18 protein-coding genes and 1 tRNA gene are annotated in these 18,361 nt (G+C 42.9%); 8 read left to right on the forward strand and 11 right to left on the reverse strand.

What is annotated here, in order from left to right; translation table 11 throughout:
- The first annotated feature begins 446 nt into the window (after window positions 1–446).
- The 3 genes from R7P36_RS03945 (at window position 447) to R7P36_RS03955 (ending at window position 2,283) form a co-directional block, all read left to right on the forward strand.
- Window positions 447–1,088, forward strand: coding sequence for a murein L,D-transpeptidase catalytic domain family protein (locus R7P36_RS03945; protein WP_033906463.1), 642 nt, complete (start codon window positions 447–449; stop codon window positions 1,086–1,088).
- Window positions 1,089–1,414: 326 nt separating this feature from the next.
- Complete coding sequence (locus R7P36_RS03950) at window positions 1,415–1,873, forward strand: hypothetical protein (protein WP_213899234.1); 459 nt, start codon at window positions 1,415–1,417, stop codon at window positions 1,871–1,873.
- Window positions 1,874–1,959: 86 nt separating this feature from the next.
- A complete protein-coding gene (locus tag R7P36_RS03955; protein ID WP_042522561.1) occupies window positions 1,960–2,283 on the forward strand; it encodes a hypothetical protein in 324 nt (107 codons plus the stop codon).
- 124 nt (window positions 2,284–2,407) lie between these two features.
- On the opposite strand, the gene R7P36_RS03960 is transcribed toward R7P36_RS03955, so the two are convergent.
- The 3 genes from R7P36_RS03960 to R7P36_RS03970 all read right to left on the reverse strand — a co-directional run bounded on the left by R7P36_RS03960 (window position 2,408) and on the right by R7P36_RS03970 (window position 4,183).
- Entirely contained in the window at window positions 2,408–3,088 is a 681-nt protein-coding gene (locus R7P36_RS03960; RefSeq protein WP_213899170.1) for a DedA family protein, read from the reverse strand.
- Between the two features lie 51 nt (window positions 3,089–3,139).
- Entirely contained in the window at window positions 3,140–3,520 is a 381-nt protein-coding gene (locus tag R7P36_RS03965; protein ID WP_225478221.1) for a hypothetical protein, read from the reverse strand.
- A gap of 144 nt (window positions 3,521–3,664) precedes the next feature.
- Window positions 3,665–4,183, reverse strand: coding sequence for a DUF4136 domain-containing protein (locus R7P36_RS03970; RefSeq protein WP_005382627.1), 519 nt, complete (start codon window positions 4,181–4,183; stop codon window positions 3,665–3,667).
- 371 nt (window positions 4,184–4,554) lie between these two features.
- On the opposite strand from R7P36_RS03970, the gene R7P36_RS03975 reads away from it, so the two are divergent.
- Window positions 4,555–4,629 (forward strand) — tRNA-Gly (locus tag R7P36_RS03975).
- A gap of 16 nt (window positions 4,630–4,645) precedes the next feature.
- Here the strand turns inward: R7P36_RS03975 and R7P36_RS03980 are convergent.
- The gene (locus tag R7P36_RS03980) at window positions 4,646–5,503 is read right to left on the reverse strand and encodes a sterol desaturase family protein (protein ID WP_005373167.1); all 858 of its coding nucleotides are present in this window, start codon (window positions 5,501–5,503) and stop codon (window positions 4,646–4,648) included.
- Between the two features lie 7 nt (window positions 5,504–5,510).
- Window positions 5,511–6,521, reverse strand: a complete 1,011-nt coding sequence (locus tag R7P36_RS03985; RefSeq protein ID WP_213899171.1) for a DUF2804 domain-containing protein — start codon at window positions 6,519–6,521, stop codon at window positions 5,511–5,513.
- A 305-nt stretch (window positions 6,522–6,826) separates the two neighbouring features.
- On the opposite strand from R7P36_RS03985, the gene gdhA reads away from it, so the two are divergent.
- Window positions 6,827–8,179 carry an NADP-specific glutamate dehydrogenase gene (gene gdhA, locus R7P36_RS03990; RefSeq protein WP_017633658.1) on the forward strand — a complete coding sequence of 451 codons (1,353 nt, stop codon included), beginning with the start codon at window positions 6,827–6,829 and terminating at the stop codon, window positions 8,177–8,179.
- A 76-nt stretch (window positions 8,180–8,255) separates the two neighbouring features.
- Here the strand turns inward: gdhA and R7P36_RS03995 are convergent, their stop codons facing one another.
- From R7P36_RS03995 to R7P36_RS04005, 3 genes are all read right to left on the reverse strand, one after another.
- Window positions 8,256–8,723, reverse strand: coding sequence for an OsmC family protein (locus tag R7P36_RS03995; RefSeq protein WP_005373176.1), 468 nt, complete (start codon window positions 8,721–8,723; stop codon window positions 8,256–8,258).
- 99 nt (window positions 8,724–8,822) lie between these two features.
- The gene (locus tag R7P36_RS04000; protein WP_005373178.1) at window positions 8,823–11,180 is read right to left on the reverse strand and encodes an ATP-binding protein; all 2,358 of its coding nucleotides are present in this window, start codon (window positions 11,178–11,180) and stop codon (window positions 8,823–8,825) included.
- Entirely contained in the window at window positions 11,173–12,141 is a 969-nt protein-coding gene (locus R7P36_RS04005) for a cytochrome-c peroxidase (RefSeq protein ID WP_213899172.1), read from the reverse strand. The genes R7P36_RS04000 and R7P36_RS04005 overlap by 8 nt, the downstream gene beginning before the upstream one ends.
- A gap of 498 nt (window positions 12,142–12,639) precedes the next feature.
- Here R7P36_RS04005 and R7P36_RS04010 point away from each other — a divergent pair, with 498 nt between their 5' ends.
- On the forward strand, window positions 12,640–14,016 hold the full coding sequence (locus R7P36_RS04010; protein ID WP_017633661.1) for an NfeD family protein: 1,377 nt from the start codon (window positions 12,640–12,642) through the stop codon (window positions 14,014–14,016).
- A gap of 10 nt (window positions 14,017–14,026) precedes the next feature.
- On the forward strand, window positions 14,027–14,809 hold the full coding sequence (locus tag R7P36_RS04015; RefSeq protein ID WP_318122020.1) for a slipin family protein: 783 nt from the start codon (window positions 14,027–14,029) through the stop codon (window positions 14,807–14,809).
- Window positions 14,810–14,850: 41 nt separating this feature from the next.
- Here the strand turns inward: R7P36_RS04015 and R7P36_RS04020 are convergent, their stop codons facing one another.
- Window positions 14,851–15,285, reverse strand: a complete 435-nt coding sequence (locus R7P36_RS04020) for a globin (protein ID WP_017633662.1) — start codon at window positions 15,283–15,285, stop codon at window positions 14,851–14,853.
- 243 nt (window positions 15,286–15,528) lie between these two features.
- On the opposite strand from R7P36_RS04020, the gene R7P36_RS04025 reads away from it, so the two are divergent.
- The gene (locus R7P36_RS04025; RefSeq protein WP_017633663.1) at window positions 15,529–16,185 is read left to right on the forward strand and encodes an NAD(P)H-dependent oxidoreductase; all 657 of its coding nucleotides are present in this window, start codon (window positions 15,529–15,531) and stop codon (window positions 16,183–16,185) included.
- A 96-nt stretch (window positions 16,186–16,281) separates the two neighbouring features.
- On the opposite strand, the gene choV is transcribed toward R7P36_RS04025, so the two are convergent.
- Entirely contained in the window at window positions 16,282–17,460 is a 1,179-nt protein-coding gene (gene choV, locus R7P36_RS04030) for a choline ABC transporter ATP-binding protein (RefSeq protein ID WP_017633664.1), read from the reverse strand.
- Between the two features lie 2 nt (window positions 17,461–17,462).
- On the reverse strand, window positions 17,463–18,305 hold the full coding sequence (gene choW / locus R7P36_RS04035; RefSeq protein ID WP_005392552.1) for a choline ABC transporter permease subunit: 843 nt from the start codon (window positions 18,303–18,305) through the stop codon (window positions 17,463–17,465).
- Window positions 18,306–18,361: the final 56 nt, after the last annotated feature.

Below are 18,361 nucleotides of genomic sequence, written 5' to 3' on the forward strand. Positions count from 1 at the left end.
TATTCATACATTATAAATGCATTTATACACATAACGATTCGGCGTTACGATTTGTTACGAGTTAAATCACAAACTTTTGAGGTATTGGATAAAGCGTAGAAAAAGAAAACACATTGAAATAAAAAGAGTTTCTAAAGTACGAAAAATAAAACGCCGTTTTTATAAATTAGCAACTTCACAAATATCCTTAAACACAGTTTTATTAATTACATATATCAGATATTATTTACGCCGAAGTTTATAGAAACCATCGTTAAACTTCATATTTTATATAAGTTTCAATTAGTTAGTTTTTAACTCGAAAACTTATCGTCAACCCAATATCAAGCACCTAAGCGTGCAATAAGAAACATTGGGAATAGAATTATATTGATGTGCATGTTGTTTTAACGAATGCATGAAGCAATCGGTAAATTTGTAACACCATAGAGTTTTATTTAGCCAAGATGAAAAAGTTAATTTTATTATTTACATGTGCGCTGTTGTCTGTCTCACCTTTTGCTTTTGCAAAACAATCAGATAACGAACCCAGGGATCATTTACGACCAAAGCAAGCTGAACATGTGTTTAAACAAGCCAAGCTAGATGGCATAGTAGACTTTAAGTTGTTCAGTGACGCTTACATCGCTTATCAGAAGACACCCGATAGAAAGAAGTCGGTACTAACGATCATCGACTATAGTAAACCATCAACTGAAAAGCGTTTTTATGTGGTTGATTTAGATAAAAAGAAGCTAATCTACAATACGTATGTTTCTCACGGCGTGAACAGCGGAAAGAAAACAGCGACACAGTTTTCAAATGTCGTGAACTCGCGAAAAACATCATTGGGCACTTTTTTGACTGATACCACTTACTACGGCTCAAATGGCTATTCACTTCGATTAGATGGGCTAAGCTCTGGATTAAACGACAAAGCTCGCGAGCGTTACATTGTCGTGCACGGCGCCGATTACGCAAACCCTTCCTTCATCAAGAAGAATGGATACCTCGGACGCAGTTGGGGTTGCCCTGCTTTGCCAGAGAAGTTGTCTCGCGAGATCATTGACACCATAAAAGGCGGCAGCGTTATTTACGCAAGCGCATAATATCGATGCGACACATATGGGGAAGAAAAAGAAGATTCTATTTCTTCCCTAGTAATAATCCTGTTAGCTTAATCGTCCTGTGCAACGACTCTCTTTCCATTTTCGCTTACTCGAAAGCGAAAATTATTGTGTTATTCGCTGATATACCTAAGTGCGATCAGAAAACTCTGTTCATCCCCCTTCCATCTCGTTAGTATACGCTGAGTTGATCAGACACTGGCTTTCATCGTTATCATAGTGCCACTAAGATTCCTTAATCATGGTGGGTAACTGTGGCTTTATATGTTTAGGGTTACTTCTTGCGTTATCTACACCGTATATTATTGATGCTTTCTTTGTCCCTGCTCTCAGGGCTCATCACAGCTTCATATGCGCATGAGTGGCACTACACCAAACATTACACTTCCGAGCGCCTACTTAAACTCTCTCAACAAGACGATTTTGAGCTAGCACACACTGATTTTCATGCCTCAGCTTCTCTGAGCTCTTGGGGTTCAGAAAGTTACTGCCTACATATAAAGCGCGAGTTGTTCGGGCTTGTCTCCTGTCGCCGAACATCAGCTACTGATGGCGTTTTATCATCAGATTTTACTCCTGATTATTTTTTACTTATTGCTTTCTCTTCTCCACCACTACTGGAGTTGGCAAAACAAGCATCTCGCTTACCTCTAGACAGTTATGGCGGACTCATGAGTCAACGCTCTCTTTATCGCCTCTCAGGAAGAAAGGAAGCGAACTTAATGTACGTCTTTACTCATGGTCGCAACGCCTTCTCTGTTGTTTAACTTTTTATGACATACAGAGAACACGAAAATGTAACGATAAGAGCCAATATGCTCATTGTTACTAGAACCAATTTGAGGTCCATATAATGACAAGAATCGCTACAACCATCGCACTAGCATTACTATTTTCAGCGGGCTCAACCTTTGCAAACACAGAAACTAAGCCAGAAGAAATGAGTAACGACACTCTGTTAGAGTGTGCCAACGTTTCTAACGCACGTATTGCAGTTCCGGAACACAGAGCGATGTTCAGACACTACTTAATGTCTGAGAGAGACTACAGCTTTGACCAGCTATCGTCTGCCGAACTTGAATTTAAAGCAGCAGATAAGAATGAGTCTGAAGTAGAGAACATCTACAAGTCTCAGTGCAAAGAAGTTGGCGAATACCTATATAGCATTGGCTATTAAATTCGAAACCCTAACGACACTCAAAAAGAAAGGCGCATACATTGCGCCTTTCTTTTTACTGACAAAAACCTGTCGATTAGATGTCTAATCTGCATACAAGCTTAAAAGTGCAAATCAAGTAAACTTACTGAGAAAACTCAGACACATCCTTGGATTTACAGAACGCTCGACGTGCTTTAACAAACAAGAAACTAAGCACTCCAATCACAAGAGTAATTATTGGTGCCGCCATTAATAGCATTGTGATTGCTTTGCTCATATTTTCCGGTAGCAAAGGAAGTAATGAACCAAAACCGCATAATATCAGCGTCCATAAAATCGCACTCAGCCACGCAAAGTAATGGAATTTACTAATACGTTTCACTCGCAACCCCATCATTAATGGCAATAGGGAACGAACAACCGGAATAAACCGCGCGCACAAAAGCGCAATCAATCCATGTTTACTGAGTAACACGTCGACCCGTTCCAAACGCTTTTGAGGAACCGCACTCACCCAGCCTTGGACCTTAGGTAAGCGATTTAGCCACTTGCCTTGTAAATAAGCCGCCCAACTTCCCAACCCCGCACTAACAGCTATCACCAACATGATCATAATTGGGTCAAGGACGCCAACCGCCGCCAGCGTACCGGATAATACGACGACACTGTCGCATGGGAAAGGTGCAGCAGGAATAAAACCACTTTCCAAAAAGATAATCACTGCAACAACAAAATAAACCAAACCTGCACTGCCTGGCGCCATTAACGCCGTGAAATCTTGATGCCAAAAAGCACTCAAGACCTGAATGATCGAATCAAACATAAACCGCTCCTAAGCATAATTAACCAAAAAGTTGCAAAAACATGGAATGTGTTAGCGAGCATGTATAAAGCGGTATATGAAATTCGATTCTTTTCTCACTCCGATTCTGTATTTAAAGTGAGTAAAAATACTTTCAATACAACAACCTAAAGCCTCATTGCCGATGCGTTTTAGCCGCTTCATCGAGTAAATTGCCGAACGATGCGCCCACCATGCTACATCAAGCATTTCAAACCATTCGGGTTCTACATCGTCGTTCGAGCTCATTTCCTTAGCATGGCTAACCCTCAATCTATTCCGGCTGTTTAAACTCGGATAGTCTTGTTGTACTGGAGAGATAGGATGTTCTGAAAAGTGCTTCGACTTAGCGTCAACAGCAATATTCTGGTTATGAAAGGAAAGAAAATTTGGGTGTGAGTACGGCAGGCTCATGCTCGGAGCCAACAAGCAGAAAAGTAGTCCGAGTAAAGCAATCAGAGTCGTACGCACAAAGGTAACCAGAACCAAAATGATAAGTTCTTTTAACCCTGTGCGTAACTATTGGCAATTAGTATTCTTAATCGTTAAGAATACTAATTATTTTTCACCGTAAGGGTAGCTTTCAAACATCTTCGCGATTTCTTCTTGGATGAGAGATTCTCGTTTCTCAGAGCTCATTGACTCAGACAGTTTACGACTTGAAACGCCTTTCCAAACGACTTGATTAGCCTTTGCATCAACCAGTTCAACCACCAACTTCCCATACTTACGTTCTTTATATCTTTCTGGGCTTGAAGTGATCACACCAAAGCTATTCCAGCCATAGCCAAAGCTCACCGACGATCCTGAAGAAACAAGCTCGGATTCTTCTACGATATCATGATGTACGTAAAGGTCACCGCCACTATTTACCTTAATTAAACCCTTACCCTCAAGCTGTTCAGCAAGCCCTTGCTCAATACGTCGACCATCAATACTGGTAGGAGCTTCCGCCTGAGCACCGAAGTCAAACGTTCTGTATGCTGAAAAGTCGGCTTGTTTATCTACATCGGTTGTAACGGTAGTACAAGCAGATACCAGCATCACCACCAGCCCTAATATCAAACCTCTCATCATGTTAAATCTCCTTTGGTTAAGCTGACTGTTTCAGCAGAATTACCCTGTGTTATACATACGCATCAACAGTAAAAAGTAATCATTTCAATATCTAGTCTTGACCATGAAACGTGACTGTTCAATAAACGAGATTAACCTTTACACAGAAAATCTTGAATATCATCAACATCTAAACACCTAAGAATTCGGTGTTTACGACCTAATTGGAAGCCCCTAGGCTTAGTAGCGGAATCGCGAGTGCCACAAAAAACCAGAGACAATGAACACTTTAACATCAGTCCGCTACTTTTTTAGGCAACTGACAAACATTTGATGAGAAAAGACTTTTCTTTTTCGTCCAGTGTGGCATATTAATTGAGTCCTATCGATGCGCGGGCATCGTATAATGGCTATTACCTCAGCCTTCCAAGCTGATGATGCGGGTTCGATTCCCGCTGCCCGCTCCAATCTCTTTATCTCAATTTACTCATAAAAATCCGATGGCGGAGCGAACAAACGGCGGCAGCGTTGTTTCCATGATAAGTTTGGTCGAGTTACGTCATAAAACATGTCTTTCCATTCTGCAAACGTCACGCGGATGGGATTAAAGCTGTTTACAGGTTTAGAAACCCCATACCGAACCGTTTCCACCTCTGGTTCAAACGTTCCGAACATTCGATCCCAAATAATTAATACACCCGCATAATTTTTGTCGATGTACTGACGGTTCACACCATGATGAACGCGATGATGAGACGGCGTGTTAAATACCCACTCTAGTGGCCCGAGCGAACGAATTGATTGGGTGTGAACAAAAAACTGTAAGCCCAGATTAAACAACACAACGAAGACAACCCATTTTGGCTCAAAACCAATAATCACCAAGGGCAACCAAAAAATCCACATCCCCGCTAGCGGATACATTAAACTTTGACGAAAGGCGGTACTGAAGTTCATTCTTTCCGAACTGTGATGAACAACGTGCGCGGCCCACATCCAACGAATACGATGGCTAGCCCGATGAAACCAGTAATAGAAAAAATCTTGCAGGACAACAAGTAAAAGAAAAGCTGAGACGCTCATTTCGATATCAAACAAACGCCAATCGAACCACCACAAATACAACTGAGCAATCAGTAAACCCGTGAGTATGTCTGTCGCTTGGTGTAAGCCCGCAAGAACAAAATTACACGCTACTTCAGGGAAGTAATACGTCGCGCTTTCAGGCAAGCGTCCCCTTCTTTGTCCGAACCAATATTCGGCAAGCATGCAGAAAAAGAAAACTGGAGCCAGAATCATCAGAAGTAATTCTGGGCGGTCCATCAACTGCGTCCAATCCATTGTGTTTCTACCATTTTGCATAGTGATCTTCAGTAAGACCCATAACTTCTTCTAACTGATGTTTGATGCCATTTCCATCGATAATATAGCCAGAGAAATAACCGATGTACTGACGAAAGTTACTTTTGAGAAGCCAAAAATTTTTCTTCTCTGAGCGTCGATTCAAAGGCGTGAACTGTAAGTTAACTCGTTTATCTTCAGACGTAATATGCCACTTTTGCCCTTCATCACTTCGTGAAAACTGAAACTGCACAGGTTGCAAAAAGTGACGCTGACCATTAATCCACAATACATTTTCGCAATAGCCAGTTTCATTAACGCCGGCTGCCAAGTTCAACCCCAGACGCCTGTCATCCTCAAAGCAATTGATACTCGCCCAGCGCCAACTTGTTTCTCGCCGCATGTACCCAGCGGAAAAATCGTAACCAGCAGCCACCTCTGAAAGATCTTGCTCTTTTCCTAATATGAACAAGTTACCGTCTACTGCTAACGCATTGTGCTTCTGAGTATATGTCCAACCCGCATAACCTGTTGGCGTACACAACATTAATGGCAAACTCATATTTTCTGGACGTAAATAGAGATCCGCATTGACTGACTCTGTCACAAAGTGGACGTGCCAAATACCATCCTTAATAGAAAACTGAACTCTTTTGTTAGCAAGATGGGCAAGACTGTACCAACTGGAAGGCTGAGTTTGATAACCTATATTAAAAGGTTTCAACCATTGTTGCTCAATCAACTTATTCTTTTTAATATCAAACAGGTAGCAAAAGCCGGATGCTAAATACCGTATATCAGCAATCGCTACTCCAATGACGTAATCAGGTGTGACCAAATTGACGAACTGAAACTGCTTATAATCGCGGTAACGGCGCCACTTAGACACTGGCTTATCCATCTCATCGAGGTAAGTAAATTTATCTAGCTGTAACGATGTTGGAATTCCATCAAGGTGGCCAAACGCTGGTAGACCATTCTGCTGAATAAACGAGTTCAGAACCTTAAGCTCATCCATATAGTTGTCTTTTCACAAGTTATCACACACACAAACTTTAACATGACGTTAACATAAACAATTTGCGTAACTGCACAACAACATCGACTAAAGTGATTTCTGCTTGTTATATGTGAAACTGATCACTCAACCACCCGCTTACTTAGCTAGCCCTACCTATCTCAACCAACACTGCCTGGGTTAGAAGCTGCACATTCTCATCCGCAGGAAAGACCACTACAACCATTGAATCTTGGTCAAAATCACTATTTAATGGAAATATATTCATATAAACTGATTGCTTATTTACATCAAGGAAGAAATCTATGTCATACATACACGATACTATTGTTGCGTTGCAACACAGTAGCCCTGCGCAAAAAGAATTTTACCAAGCGGTTGAAGAAGTATTAACTTCTCTCGCGCCGGTAATAGAAGGCAATAATAAATATAAGGAACAAGCAATTATCCAGAGGATCGTCGAGCCAGAACGTCAAATCATGTTTCGAGTTCCTTGGGTTGATGATGCTGGAAATGTACAAGTAAACAAAGGTTATCGAGTTGAATTCAACTCTGCTTTGGGGCCGTACAAAGGAGGATTGAGATTCCATCACTCAGTCAATGCGAGCATCATAAAATTTCTCGGCTTTGAGCAAATCTTTAAAAACGCACTGACTGGCCTTCCTATCGGTGGCGGCAAAGGCGGTTCAAACTTCGATCCTAAAGGAAAATCCGACGGCGAGATCATGCGATTTTGCCAATCATTTATGAACGAGTTGTACCGTCATATCGGTCCTGCCACCGATGTTCCCGCAGGCGATATCGGCGTCGGGGCGCGCGAAATTGGCTATATGTTTGGTCAATACAAACGATTGACGGGCCGCTACGAAGGTGTGCTTACAGGCAAGAGTCTGCTTTGGGGTGGCTCACTCGCCAGAAAAGAAGCGACAGGATATGGCGCCGTCTATTTTGCAGAATGCATGCTCAACGACCGCAACGATTCATTGAAAGGGAAAACTTGTCTCGTTTCTGGTGCTGGAAACGTGGCTATCTACGCCATTGAAAAACTGTACCATATGGGAGCAACGCCAGTTACATGCAGCGACTCTCGAGGTACGATCTATCATGAGCACGGTATTGATCTTAAGCTCCTAAAACAACTGAAAGAAGTGAAAAGAGCAAGCTTAGAAGAATATTTAGAAACTTACCCTGAAGCAGAATACACACCAGAGGGCGACTATCCTAATGAAGGACATGCTGTTTGGCGATATCAGGCTGATGCTGCCTTCCCTTGTGCGACTCAAAATGAATTAACGTCAGACGACGCACTGGCTCTTATCGAAAACGGATGTATTTTGATTAGTGAAGGGGCGAACATGCCAACCACCCGTGATGCTGCCAATATTATCGTGGACTCGGACATAGCTTATGGGCCTGCCAAAGCAGCCAATGCAGGCGGCGTTGCAACCAGTCAACTTGAAATGGCGCAAAACGCCAGCATGCAAAACTGGACGTTTGAACAAGTGGATAGTCAGTTGCAAACCATCATGAAAAATATTTTCATCAATGCAAACGAAACCAGTAAAGAGTTTGGCCAACCTGGAAATTTAGTTTTAGGCGCCAACATTGCAGGCTTTAGAAAAGTCGCTGATGCAATGATTGAGCAAGGTGTCGTCTAGATGAACGAGCCAGCAGGATGACTGCTGGCTTAATATAACTCCGCAATAGGCCGCGCTTTTTGATAAAGAGCTCCACTTAATTCGCAATAAGCGTTGTCACTTCTGTTTTAACGGAGTTGGCGATAAAGCAATTCTCATGGGCCATGTGGTGCAGTTTTTCTAATTGAGATGGTGTCGGTTGTTTTTCACCTGAGAATGTTATCTTAGGGTTTAACGTTACCTTTGATACCCACTCTTTTCCGTTTTCGCCTTTTTCAAGCTCCCCTACCGCTTCATCTAAGTAACTGTCCACAACGTAACGCCGCTTTGCTGCAATAGACAAGAAAACGAGCATATGACAACTAGAAAGTGCCGCGACAAACGCTTCTTCTGGATCAACATTTTCTTCTACGGATAGTGGTAATGGTACTACGTGGGGAGATGGAGATGCTGGGACTTGCAACCCTCCATCAAATTGCCAAATGTGTGCCCTACTATACTTATTATCACTAAACTCTTCGCCAGCTTTACGATGCCATTTGATTAAAGCGGAATGCTTACTCATTCTAACTCCCTGATTTTCCGACGACGAATCAACACTATCCGTCCTTGCCACAGTAAACCACAACAAAATGAGTTAAGGAAAGCATCGCACTCACAGGGACTATAAAATCTGTTGAGGATCGGCATTGTTCTTCTGGATATCATCCAAAAGTCTATGAGACTGATGGATGTTGACCTGTAACCGATTGATCAGCATCTGCAACTGCTCAATCTCGGGACTTTGGTTGGCTTTAAGTTGAGTTTCCAGGGCCTCCGTTTGGCTCGCCAAAATAGGTAAACTTAGGTTCAGTGCCATCCCTTTCGTTTTGTGCAACGTCAGCTCTAATGAAGCAAAGTCTTCAGCCATAAAGTATTCAATAAGTTCATCAACAGAAGTCTCAAAATCGACAATAATGCTTTTTAGCAACTCGTCGAGCGCTTCTGGCTCATCTCGTAAAGAAGTAAACATGCCTGAACGGGAGAGTTCTTCCTCTGTTAACCTTAAGTTCTCGATTGGCTTACGTTGCAATTGAAGCACATTGCTGTCACTCGTTAGTGGCGGATTCTGTTTCGGTTCGAGTCTGGCGGCAAACTGTTTGAGAGCGTCTGAAAAGCTCTCATGCTGTAGCGGTTTCGTAAGCACATGGTCTGCTCCTGCTTCGATAAAGCTATCGTGAGCTTCACGAAATACGTCTGCCGTGTACGCAAAGAGTAATGTCTTGATACCTAACTCTTGTCGGATAACGCGTGTCGCCTCAACGCCATTCATCTCGGGCATATGGTTGTCCATCAAGATCAGGTCGTACTCGTTCTCTTTCGCCTTTTTAACCGCGATTAATCCATTTTCTGCAACATCCACTTCATGCCCAAGCTTTTCGCAAAACCCTTTTGCCACAATGGCATTCACACGGTTATCATCAGCAAGTAGTATCTTGAAATGGTGTGATTTTGCGCGAGGTTTCGGTGCTTCTTGCTGCTTTTTCGGAGCAGATTCTACCCAAGGAATCGGCAACTCAACGATAAATTGACTTCCAACGCCTTCTATACTCTTCAGAGTAATATGGCCACCCATCAAATCGGTTAGTTTTTTGACGATGGCTAACCCAAGCCCTGTTCCGCCGAACCTTCGAGTCGTTGATGAGTCTGCTTGCTCAAACGAGTTAAAAATATGCTCGTGCTTGTCTGGCGCAATACCAATACCGGTGTCGCTCACGCGCATGACCAACAACTGATTCGATTCATCTAACTCAGTTCTAACCAGCACATGCCCTTCATTGGTAAACTTCACCGCGTTACCGGCGAGATTAAACAAGATCTGTCGTAAACGCGCACAATCTCCAGTAAATTCAGTATATTCAGAAACCTCGTTTTCCAAGATTAACTCGATATTTTTTTCATCAACAAGTGGTTTTATTGCGCTACACACCGGAGAAAGCACTTGATCGAGCTTAAACTTAGCTTGCTCAAATTCCAGTTTGTTTTCTTCAACTTTAGAAAAATCCAAAATATCGTTGAGGATAGTCATCAGATGCTGGCCAGAATCAAGAATAACCCTAATATGCTCTTTCGTCGTCGGCTCTTTGGTCTCTTCTGCAATCATTTGAGAAAGCCCTAGTACACCATTCATCGGCGTCCTTAGTTCGTGACTCATTGCAGCGAGAAAATTTGATTTCGCTTTTGCCGCTCGCTCGGCTTTGTTTCTCGCCTCTTCAATTTCAAGATTCAACTGTTTTAAGTTATGCATTCGGTGATGTGACTGATAAACAAACGCGCTAACTAGAAACATCACCGCGATAAATACAAACAACCACGTAAAACGCGCCTCACTTTGAGCAATATTGAGTAACCGATGCTCTGAGCTTTCGACAAACTCAATATAAGTGTGATCAAGCAGTTCATTCGTCAGCAATTCAATTCTTTTATCACTCGTTTGAAGCCGTTTAAGGAAGTTCGCTTCTTTTTCACTCTCAACTTCAGTTTGTGTTAGAAGCAACTGGTTGAGAAATTCAAAATAACGACTGCCACCCAATGATTGACCGCTCTCGGTAGAAACCTCTTGCTGATATAAATTGAACAACATGAGTAATGCATACCGATTTTCTACCTGAACACCAATTAACATATCAAGCTTCAACGTTGTTTGAAGCACTCGCTCCTTAAACTGTTCAAGCGTATCCCTAACTTTTATACGATTGGGTGTCACGGGAAACCAAACTGATGCCTTTGATGATTCCAACAGTGCCTGTGCTGCGATTTCTATCTCTACTAAAGATGTTGTTAACTCATAGTTTTTCCTATCTTCAACGGCATATCGGTTCACGATAACATCACGCTCTTCAATCAACTCATGTCCGATATTCATTAGCCCTGCATGAAATTCTTGAGCGTTTTTTGAATTCATATACGACATATACGCCAGTGTGCAGCACGTCAGTATCCCAATAAAAAAGCAAAAGTTGATCAGTTTGAATTTATTCATTTTCCAACACCTCTAAAATTATGGGTCTAGGTGCTGTCAACGACTGCAAGAATGCTTCAATGTCCGCGACATTCTCATCGTTCATCGTTATACCGAGCTGGGTTTTAGCCATGATTTGTATCGCGTCGGATAACTTATCGACTTGCCCATTATGAAAATAAGGACTCGTTAGCGCGACATTGCGTAAACTGGCTACTCTAAAATAGAATCGCTCTTCATCTTCTATCGTAACGAGTTGCCGGCCCGAGTCCTCTACTACTGGCTTATCCTTGAAATAGGCGAACCTTTGGATCATCGCTCCGCCGATATTTTTGCCCTGATGACACTGCACACAACCTGAAGTCTGAAATGTTTTCCAACCTCTGATTTGCTGTTCACTCAGTACATGCGTGTAACCCAATAAGTAAGCATCGAATGGTGCGCCAGGCGTCTGCAGCCCTTCAACAAACTCCACAATAGCGGACTTGATATTATGAACGTTAATCGGCAATTCATCGTCACGACTAAATAGCGCTTGATAATGTTCACTCTCTTTTACATATTGCTCTATTGTTTGCCAGTTTGAGTCCATTTCCATTGGATTATGGATTGGACCATCAATCTGAGCCATCAAGGTGTTTTCCGTTCCATCCCATAAAAAACGATAATTTAACGCCGCATTAAACACTGTTATAGAATTTCTAATTCCATCACCTTTCACCCCCGTAGAGACTGGTGTATTTTCAGCGCCATTGGTTTGCAGATTGTGGCATGTCGCGCAGCTGACATTACCATTTGACGATAATTGAGGATCGCGGAAGAGATGCCAGCCAATTCTCGCTAGCTTAATATCCACATTAGGATCACCCTGTATGGGCTGAACTAGGGAGATATCACCTAACATCTTCGCGTTTCTTGCGGTTGTTGTTTGGCTCAAAATGAGTGTTACAACAGCTAGTGCGATTGCGCTGTATTGCCTCATCAACTACATACCTTAAACTTGTCATTGATATGAATTTAGTTGCATTTTGGCGTTTTTTCCACCGACAGGAAGTTGAAAAAACGAGTTAAGTATTGCTTTGTTTAAGGCTTTGGTTGAAGAGGGAGTAATAAGGCGAATAGGAAGAAACCTATCGCCTTATGAGTAGCTAACGTATTGAAATCTGAGTTTAGTGTAGAAAAGCCAAAAACCGTTGAAACCAAGTCACCTCTCCATACGAGATCAGATCGAAAATAGTAAAGAATACGGCACAGATAACGGCCAACTTAATCAAACGCTGAACAATAAACATAAACATCACAATTACCAATAATTTGCTTTAGTTTACTATCTCACACAGCGTTTATATATAAAAAAGTAGTCTCCTAATTAGCCTCGGCAACTTATTCATTAGAACCTATACTCAAGCATCTCTAAGTTATTTGGATATACTTGAATTAGGATTTCAAAAAGTCCCTGTGACCACACAAGGAGGACTGCATGAAACGACTATGGATATGGTTCTTACCTTTACTCTTGATGGCCAGTCAAGCACTGGCGAATACCGTTTGGATTGTTCCTGTCAAAGGCGCTATAGGGCCTGCTACTAGCGACTATTTATCTCGTGAAATAGACGAAGCTCAACTAAACGGTGTCAGTTTAGTGATCTTAGAGATGGACACACCAGGCGGCTTAGACAGTGCAATGAGAGATATTATTCACGCGATTACCACCTCCTCCACTCCAATTGCGACTTGGGTTGGCCCGTCAGGATCTAGAGCGGCTAGCGCAGGGACATACATTTTACTCGCCAGCCACGTTGCCGCAATGGCTGAAGCCACCAACCTTGGCGCGGCAACGCCCGTCGCGTTAGGTGGTGCCCCTCAGCCCCCTTCATCGGATGATGGCAAAGATCAAAACGCGGAAGAAACGTCAGAAGGAACCAACGAAGGTTCAGAGAAAGTTCCCGCGAAAACCGCAATGGAGAAAAAGGTGATTAATGATGCTAGAGCCTATATTAAAGGCTTAGCAAAGCTTCATGGCCGAAATGCAGAGTGGGCAGAGAAAGCAGTGAGCGAAGCAGCGAGTTTGGACGCCACAGAGGCATTGGAATTAAACGTTATTGATTATATAGCCAACTCACCAGAGGATTTAGTCAAAGCCATTGATGGACAAACTGTTAAAGTTAACAATCGTGATGTGACATTGTCACTGGAAAATCCCGTATGGATTGAAAGAACACCCGATTGGCGAGCAGAAATGCTAGCCGTTATCACCAATCCAAACGTTGCCTACATTCTAATGCTCATCGGCATCTACGGTTTACTTCTTGAATTTTACAACCCAGGAATTGGCTTACCCGGTGTGCTAGGTGGGATTTGTCTGCTTCTTGCCATGTACGCACTACAAATGATGCCCGTCAACTACGCAGGTCTTGGTCTGCTGTTACTCGGTATTGCACTAATGATAGCGGAAGCATTCAGCCCGAGCTTTGGTATTTTGGGCTTAGGCGGCGTTGTCGCCTTTGTACTCGGTTCGATATTTCTCATGGACAGTGAGTTACCAGGATTCCAGATCGCCCTTCCTTTGATTTTTGGTATTGCCATATTTTCCGTGGCTCTAATCGTGCTGACCGTCGGCCTGCTGCTCAAAATTCGTCGCCGGCGTGTAACGACGGGTTTAGAGACTTACCCTGGGAAGGTCGCCGTGGTAAGCGATGACTTTATCGATGGCGAAGGACGCGTTCAACTCAACGGTGCGTTATGGCGAGCTAAAGCCAAAGACCATCAACAATTCAAACAAGGTGATCACGTCACCATTGTTAATGTTAAAGGGCTGACCTTAACTGTGATGCCTGATGACCGCCAAAATAAATAGGAGGCGCTTTATGATGCTCTATACCGTTGCGGTGATCGTGGTGCTGCTGTTCGCACTAGCGACCCAAATGTTCAAGGTTTTGAGAGAATACGAACGTGGGGTTGTGTTCTTTCTTGGTCGATTTCAAGAAGTCAAAGGACCTGGTTTGATCATCCTTATCCCATTTATTCAGCAAATGGTGAGGGTTGATTTACGTACTGTCGTTTTGGATGTGCCGACACAAGATTTAATTACCAAAGATAACGTTTCTGTGCGCGTCAACGCGGTCGTTTATTTTCGCGTAGTCGATCCTCAAATGGCGATTAACAATATTGAAAGCTACAGCGATGCCACCAGTCAGTTAGCACAAACCACGCTGCGCTCGGTATTGGGTCAGCATGAACTCGATGAATTGCTATCAGAGCGAGAACGCCTCAATAAGGATTTACAATCCATTCTCGATCAACAGACTGATGACTGGGGAATCAAGATTGCTACGGTTGAAGTCAAACATGTTGATTTAAATGACAGCATGGTCAGAGCCCTAGCCCGTCAGGCAGAAGCAGAACGTAACCGTAGGGCGAAGATCATTCACGCTACTGGTGAGTTAGAGGCTTCAAATAAATTAAAAGAAGCAGCGCAAATGCTCAACGAAGCACCGAATGCACTGCAATTACGTTACATGCAGACACTCACTGAAATCACTACAGACAAAACATCCACTATTATTTTTCCAATGCCGAGCAATCTTGTCGAAGCTGTCAGTGATATCGCCGAAGCGGTGAAAAAGAATAAAGAGACACAAGATAAGTAAGATTCTGCCCCTAGGAAGTAACGACCACTCACGTTACTTCCTTATTTGGTACTCGCTTTAAGGATGTGCCCATCTTCTTTATCACATTCTTGTTTCATTACTTCTAAGCCCGTTTTAAAGCATGTTCGCCAAGCGGTTTCAACATCGGCATCGTACCCAGAATCACACTGCCGAACCGTTTCTAACAAACTCTCAAGCCAAACATCAAAATCCTGCGGCTCTATACCAATATCTGCACTTGCATGCTTTTTCCCATACTTTTCCACCATTTTGTGCGCTTCGGTCGAGGTATCTGCCATCATAAAAAACACGATAGACCCTCTAAGCATTCTCACTTGTTGGTGCATGTCTATACCGTCAAACTTCTGTCTAAAGTTGGCGCTTTTCGACCATAAATTTTTGTAGAACAAGTCGAAAAACTCCTGATCTGAAGTACAACGTTCATAGCTATCATTAAAAACTTCAATCACGTTCATGTTGCTTTCCCCTACGCCTCAATATGAGTTTAATTTAATATCAAATAAAAGCTTCCAAATAAGGACTTTTAAGTTTCAAATCGATCAACTCACATCGATTTTCAACAAAAAGTAAAAAGTGATTTAAATAAACACCCTCTTATCAATGAAAAAATATCCATTATCATGAACCCATATTCGAGGTACGCATGGTTTTCGATGCTAGTGCATCCTCATCTGTCATCACATAAAGAGGATATAAACGTGTCCCATCAAATCATTACCGATCTAAATAACCGTTACACTGCAAAAAAATATGATGAAACCAAGCGCGTTTCTCAAGAAGACATGGCGATAATCAAAGAAGCACTGCGTTTGTCGGCGTCTTCTATCAACTCACAACCATGGAAATTCATCGTTATTGAAAGTGATGAAGCGAAGCAACGTTTCCACAATACGTTTGCAAATATGCACCAGTTTAACCAACCACACGCGAAAGCCGCATCACATACGATTCTGTTTGCTTACGATCCTAAATTTACTAAAGAGAAATTTGCGAAACGTGTGGATGCAGAAGTAACATCTGGCCACTTGCCAGCGGAGATGTACAACAACTTTATGGGTGCTTACGCTTTTGCCGATGCAAATACGGACGAAAATGGCTTCAACGGAAACTGGACAAAAGCACAAGTCTATTTGGCACTAGGCAACCTACTACACACATTGGCACGACTAGGCATTGATTCAACACCGATGGAAGGTGTCGATCCGGCTCTGATTGGAGAAGAGTTTAAAGAAGAGCTCGAGGGCCATATTTGTGAAGTTGCGCTGGCGATTGGCTACCATAAAGATGGGGAAGATTACAATCATGGTCTTCCAAAAGCACGCCTTGCAATGGATGAGGTAATTACGACTCTATAGTCGACCATTGTCTTAGCTTAGCGACTTAACTCATTGTTTAAACTAAAAAGAGCCGCATTAATGTGCGGCTCTTTTTTACTTGGTTCTGCGTCAACGTTACGCAACTTGCTCTGACTTAAAATTACCAAGCAATGCATCGTAAAGCTCATTGTCGCTTAACACACCAACCAGCTTATTATCTTCAACCATAAGCAGAGGCTGATTGCTGCGCTGTTTAAGTTCAATCGCTTCTCGCATACTGATTTCTGGGCTAACCTGAACCAGAGAGTTTTCATTAACTTCATCAAGGTTCGAAGAATCGCTCTTCCATTGAATCAACGATTTACCTTTATCCGCTAAACTTAACCCCTTGCTCTCTTGTATCACCCAAATATCTTTATCAGGGCAAATCAGAACACGCGTATCTTCGCGAACCAAATCGTCACGCATTAAGGAACGTCCCTTCAGCACATTTAATGGATTAGTGTGAGCAACAAAGTCCGCCACATAATCGTTTTCTGGAGCAAGAATGATCTGTTCTGGCTTGCCATGTTGAATCAGCTTTCCTGATTCCATAATGGCGATGTTGTTGCCGATTTTAAGCGCCTCATCCAAGTCGTGACTCACAAAAAGAATGGTTTTGTTTAGCTTTTCTTGCAGCAGAATCAATTCATCTTGAAGCTGAGCACGAATCAATGGGTCAAGCGCTGAAAACGGCTCATCCATTAACAAGATATCTGTGTCCATCGCGAACGCTCGCGCTAGGCCAACACGCTGCTGCATACCACCAGAGAGCTCGTGCGGGAATTTCGTTTCCCACTCAGACAAACCTACCATTTCGAGCTGTTCACGCGCTTTTTTACGGCGCTCAGCTTTACCAATGCCTTGCATCTCTAGACCAAACGCTACATTGTCTAACACCGTTAACCATGGCATCAATGCAAACTTCTGAAACACCATGGACACGCGGTGCGTACGAAGGTGGCGCAGCTTCTGTTCGTCACAGTTAGAGAGCTCAACCATATCGTCGCCATCTTTGATTTTCAGAGAGCCACGAGAGATATCGTTCAATCCGTTAACCGTTCGCAGCAAACTTGATTTACCCGAGCCCGAAAGCCCCATCAAGACACAGATCTCACCCTGTTTCACGTTCAGCGAAACATTATCAACCCCAACCACTTGGCCAGTTTCATCAATGATTTCTTGTCGAGACTTCCCTTGATCTAGTAGTGCTAGCGCCTGTGCTTGTTGCTGACCAAAAACGACATCAAGATTTTTAATAGTAATAGCGTCCATGATTATGCCTCCTTCTGGTTTGGTGCTTTACACAAGCGATCAAGAATGATGGCAACGAGTACAATCGCTAAACCCGCTTCAAAACCTTGTGAAATGTTTACCGTATTCAGTGCACGTACGACTGGCTTACCAAGCCCATCAGCACCAACAAGCGCCGCAATGACAACCATAGACAAAGACAACATAATACATTGCGTAACACCGGCCATAATACTTGGTAATGCCGCAGGCAACTCCACCTTAAACAGCAACTTCATGCGGCTGGCACCAAATGCTTTACCCGCTTCAAGTAGCTCCTCCGGAACTTTAATAATGCCGAGGTACGTCAATCGAATTGGCGCAGCGATAGCGAAAATGATGGTCGAGATTAGACCAGGGACAATACCTAAGCCAAACAGAACCAAGGTTGGAATTAGGTAAACGAATGTCGGTACGGTCTGCATCAAATCGAGTATTGGCCGCAACAAGGTGTATAACCAAGGACGGTGCGCCGCCATAATGCCCAACGGCACGCCAATTAATACGGAAATCGTTGTCGCTGCAAACACAAGGACAAAGGTTTCCAGCATTTCTTGCCAGTAACCAAGGTTGAGAATTGCGAGTAAGGCCAACACGATAAATACGACAAGAGGAATGCTGCGATGTAAGAACCAAGCAATTGCCGCCGTCATAATGATTGGCGCTGCAGGTGGCATCCATTTAAAAATGTCCACCACGAAAAGAATGATCGTTTCAAGTGTAATAGAGATTGCATCGAAAAAACCCGATGCATTGATGGTTAACCAATCGACGCCAGTTTCCATCCATTGGCCCAACGGTAGTTTGTTGTCCGTAATAAAATTCAAAATAAAACCTTTGTGTTAATGAAGCGGGCAAAACTCTGCCCACTTTCTTTTAAAAA

This window comes from Vibrio sp. 397 (assembly GCF_033339395.1).
Taxonomy (GTDB): Bacteria; Pseudomonadota; Gammaproteobacteria; order Enterobacterales; family Vibrionaceae; genus Vibrio; species Vibrio alginolyticus.

Bases quoted from the DNA above. Each gene is read 5' to 3' on its own strand.
- R7P36_RS03980 (WP_005373167.1), bottom strand. From the start codon at position 5,503: ATGGATTGGACGCAGTTGATGGACCGCCCAGAATTACTTCTGATGATT.
- R7P36_RS03955 (WP_042522561.1), top strand. From the start codon at position 1,960: ATGACAAGAATCGCTACAACCATCGCACTAGCATTACTATTTTCAGCG.
- R7P36_RS03970 (WP_005382627.1), bottom strand. From the start codon at position 4,183: ATGATGAGAGGTTTGATATTAGGGCTGGTGGTGATGCTGGTATCTGCT.
- R7P36_RS04005 (WP_213899172.1), bottom strand. From the start codon at position 12,141: ATGAGGCAATACAGCGCAATCGCACTAGCTGTTGTAACACTCATTTTG.
- choV (WP_017633664.1), bottom strand. From the start codon at position 17,460: ATGGACGCTATTACTATTAAAAATCTTGATGTCGTTTTTGGTCAGCAA.
- R7P36_RS04000 (WP_005373178.1), bottom strand. From the start codon at position 11,180: ATGAATAAATTCAAACTGATCAACTTTTGCTTTTTTATTGGGATACTG.
- R7P36_RS03965 (WP_225478221.1), bottom strand. From the start codon at position 3,520: ATGAGCCTGCCGTACTCACACCCAAATTTTCTTTCCTTTCATAACCAG.
- R7P36_RS03960 (WP_213899170.1), bottom strand. From the start codon at position 3,088: ATGTTTGATTCGATCATTCAGGTCTTGAGTGCTTTTTGGCATCAAGAT.
- R7P36_RS03950 (WP_213899234.1), top strand. From the start codon at position 1,415: ATGCTTTCTTTGTCCCTGCTCTCAGGGCTCATCACAGCTTCATATGCG.
- R7P36_RS04020 (WP_017633662.1), bottom strand. From the start codon at position 15,285: ATGAACGTGATTGAAGTTTTTAATGATAGCTATGAACGTTGTACTTCA.
- R7P36_RS03945 (WP_033906463.1), top strand. From the start codon at position 447: ATGAAAAAGTTAATTTTATTATTTACATGTGCGCTGTTGTCTGTCTCA.
- R7P36_RS04015 (WP_318122020.1), top strand. From the start codon at position 14,027: ATGATGCTCTATACCGTTGCGGTGATCGTGGTGCTGCTGTTCGCACTA.
- R7P36_RS03985 (WP_213899171.1), bottom strand. From the start codon at position 6,521: ATGGATGAGCTTAAGGTTCTGAACTCGTTTATTCAGCAGAATGGTCTA.
- R7P36_RS03995 (WP_005373176.1), bottom strand. From the start codon at position 8,723: ATGAGTAAGCATTCCGCTTTAATCAAATGGCATCGTAAAGCTGGCGAA.
- gdhA (WP_017633658.1), top strand. From the start codon at position 6,827: ATGTCATACATACACGATACTATTGTTGCGTTGCAACACAGTAGCCCT.
- R7P36_RS04010 (WP_017633661.1), top strand. From the start codon at position 12,640: ATGAAACGACTATGGATATGGTTCTTACCTTTACTCTTGATGGCCAGT.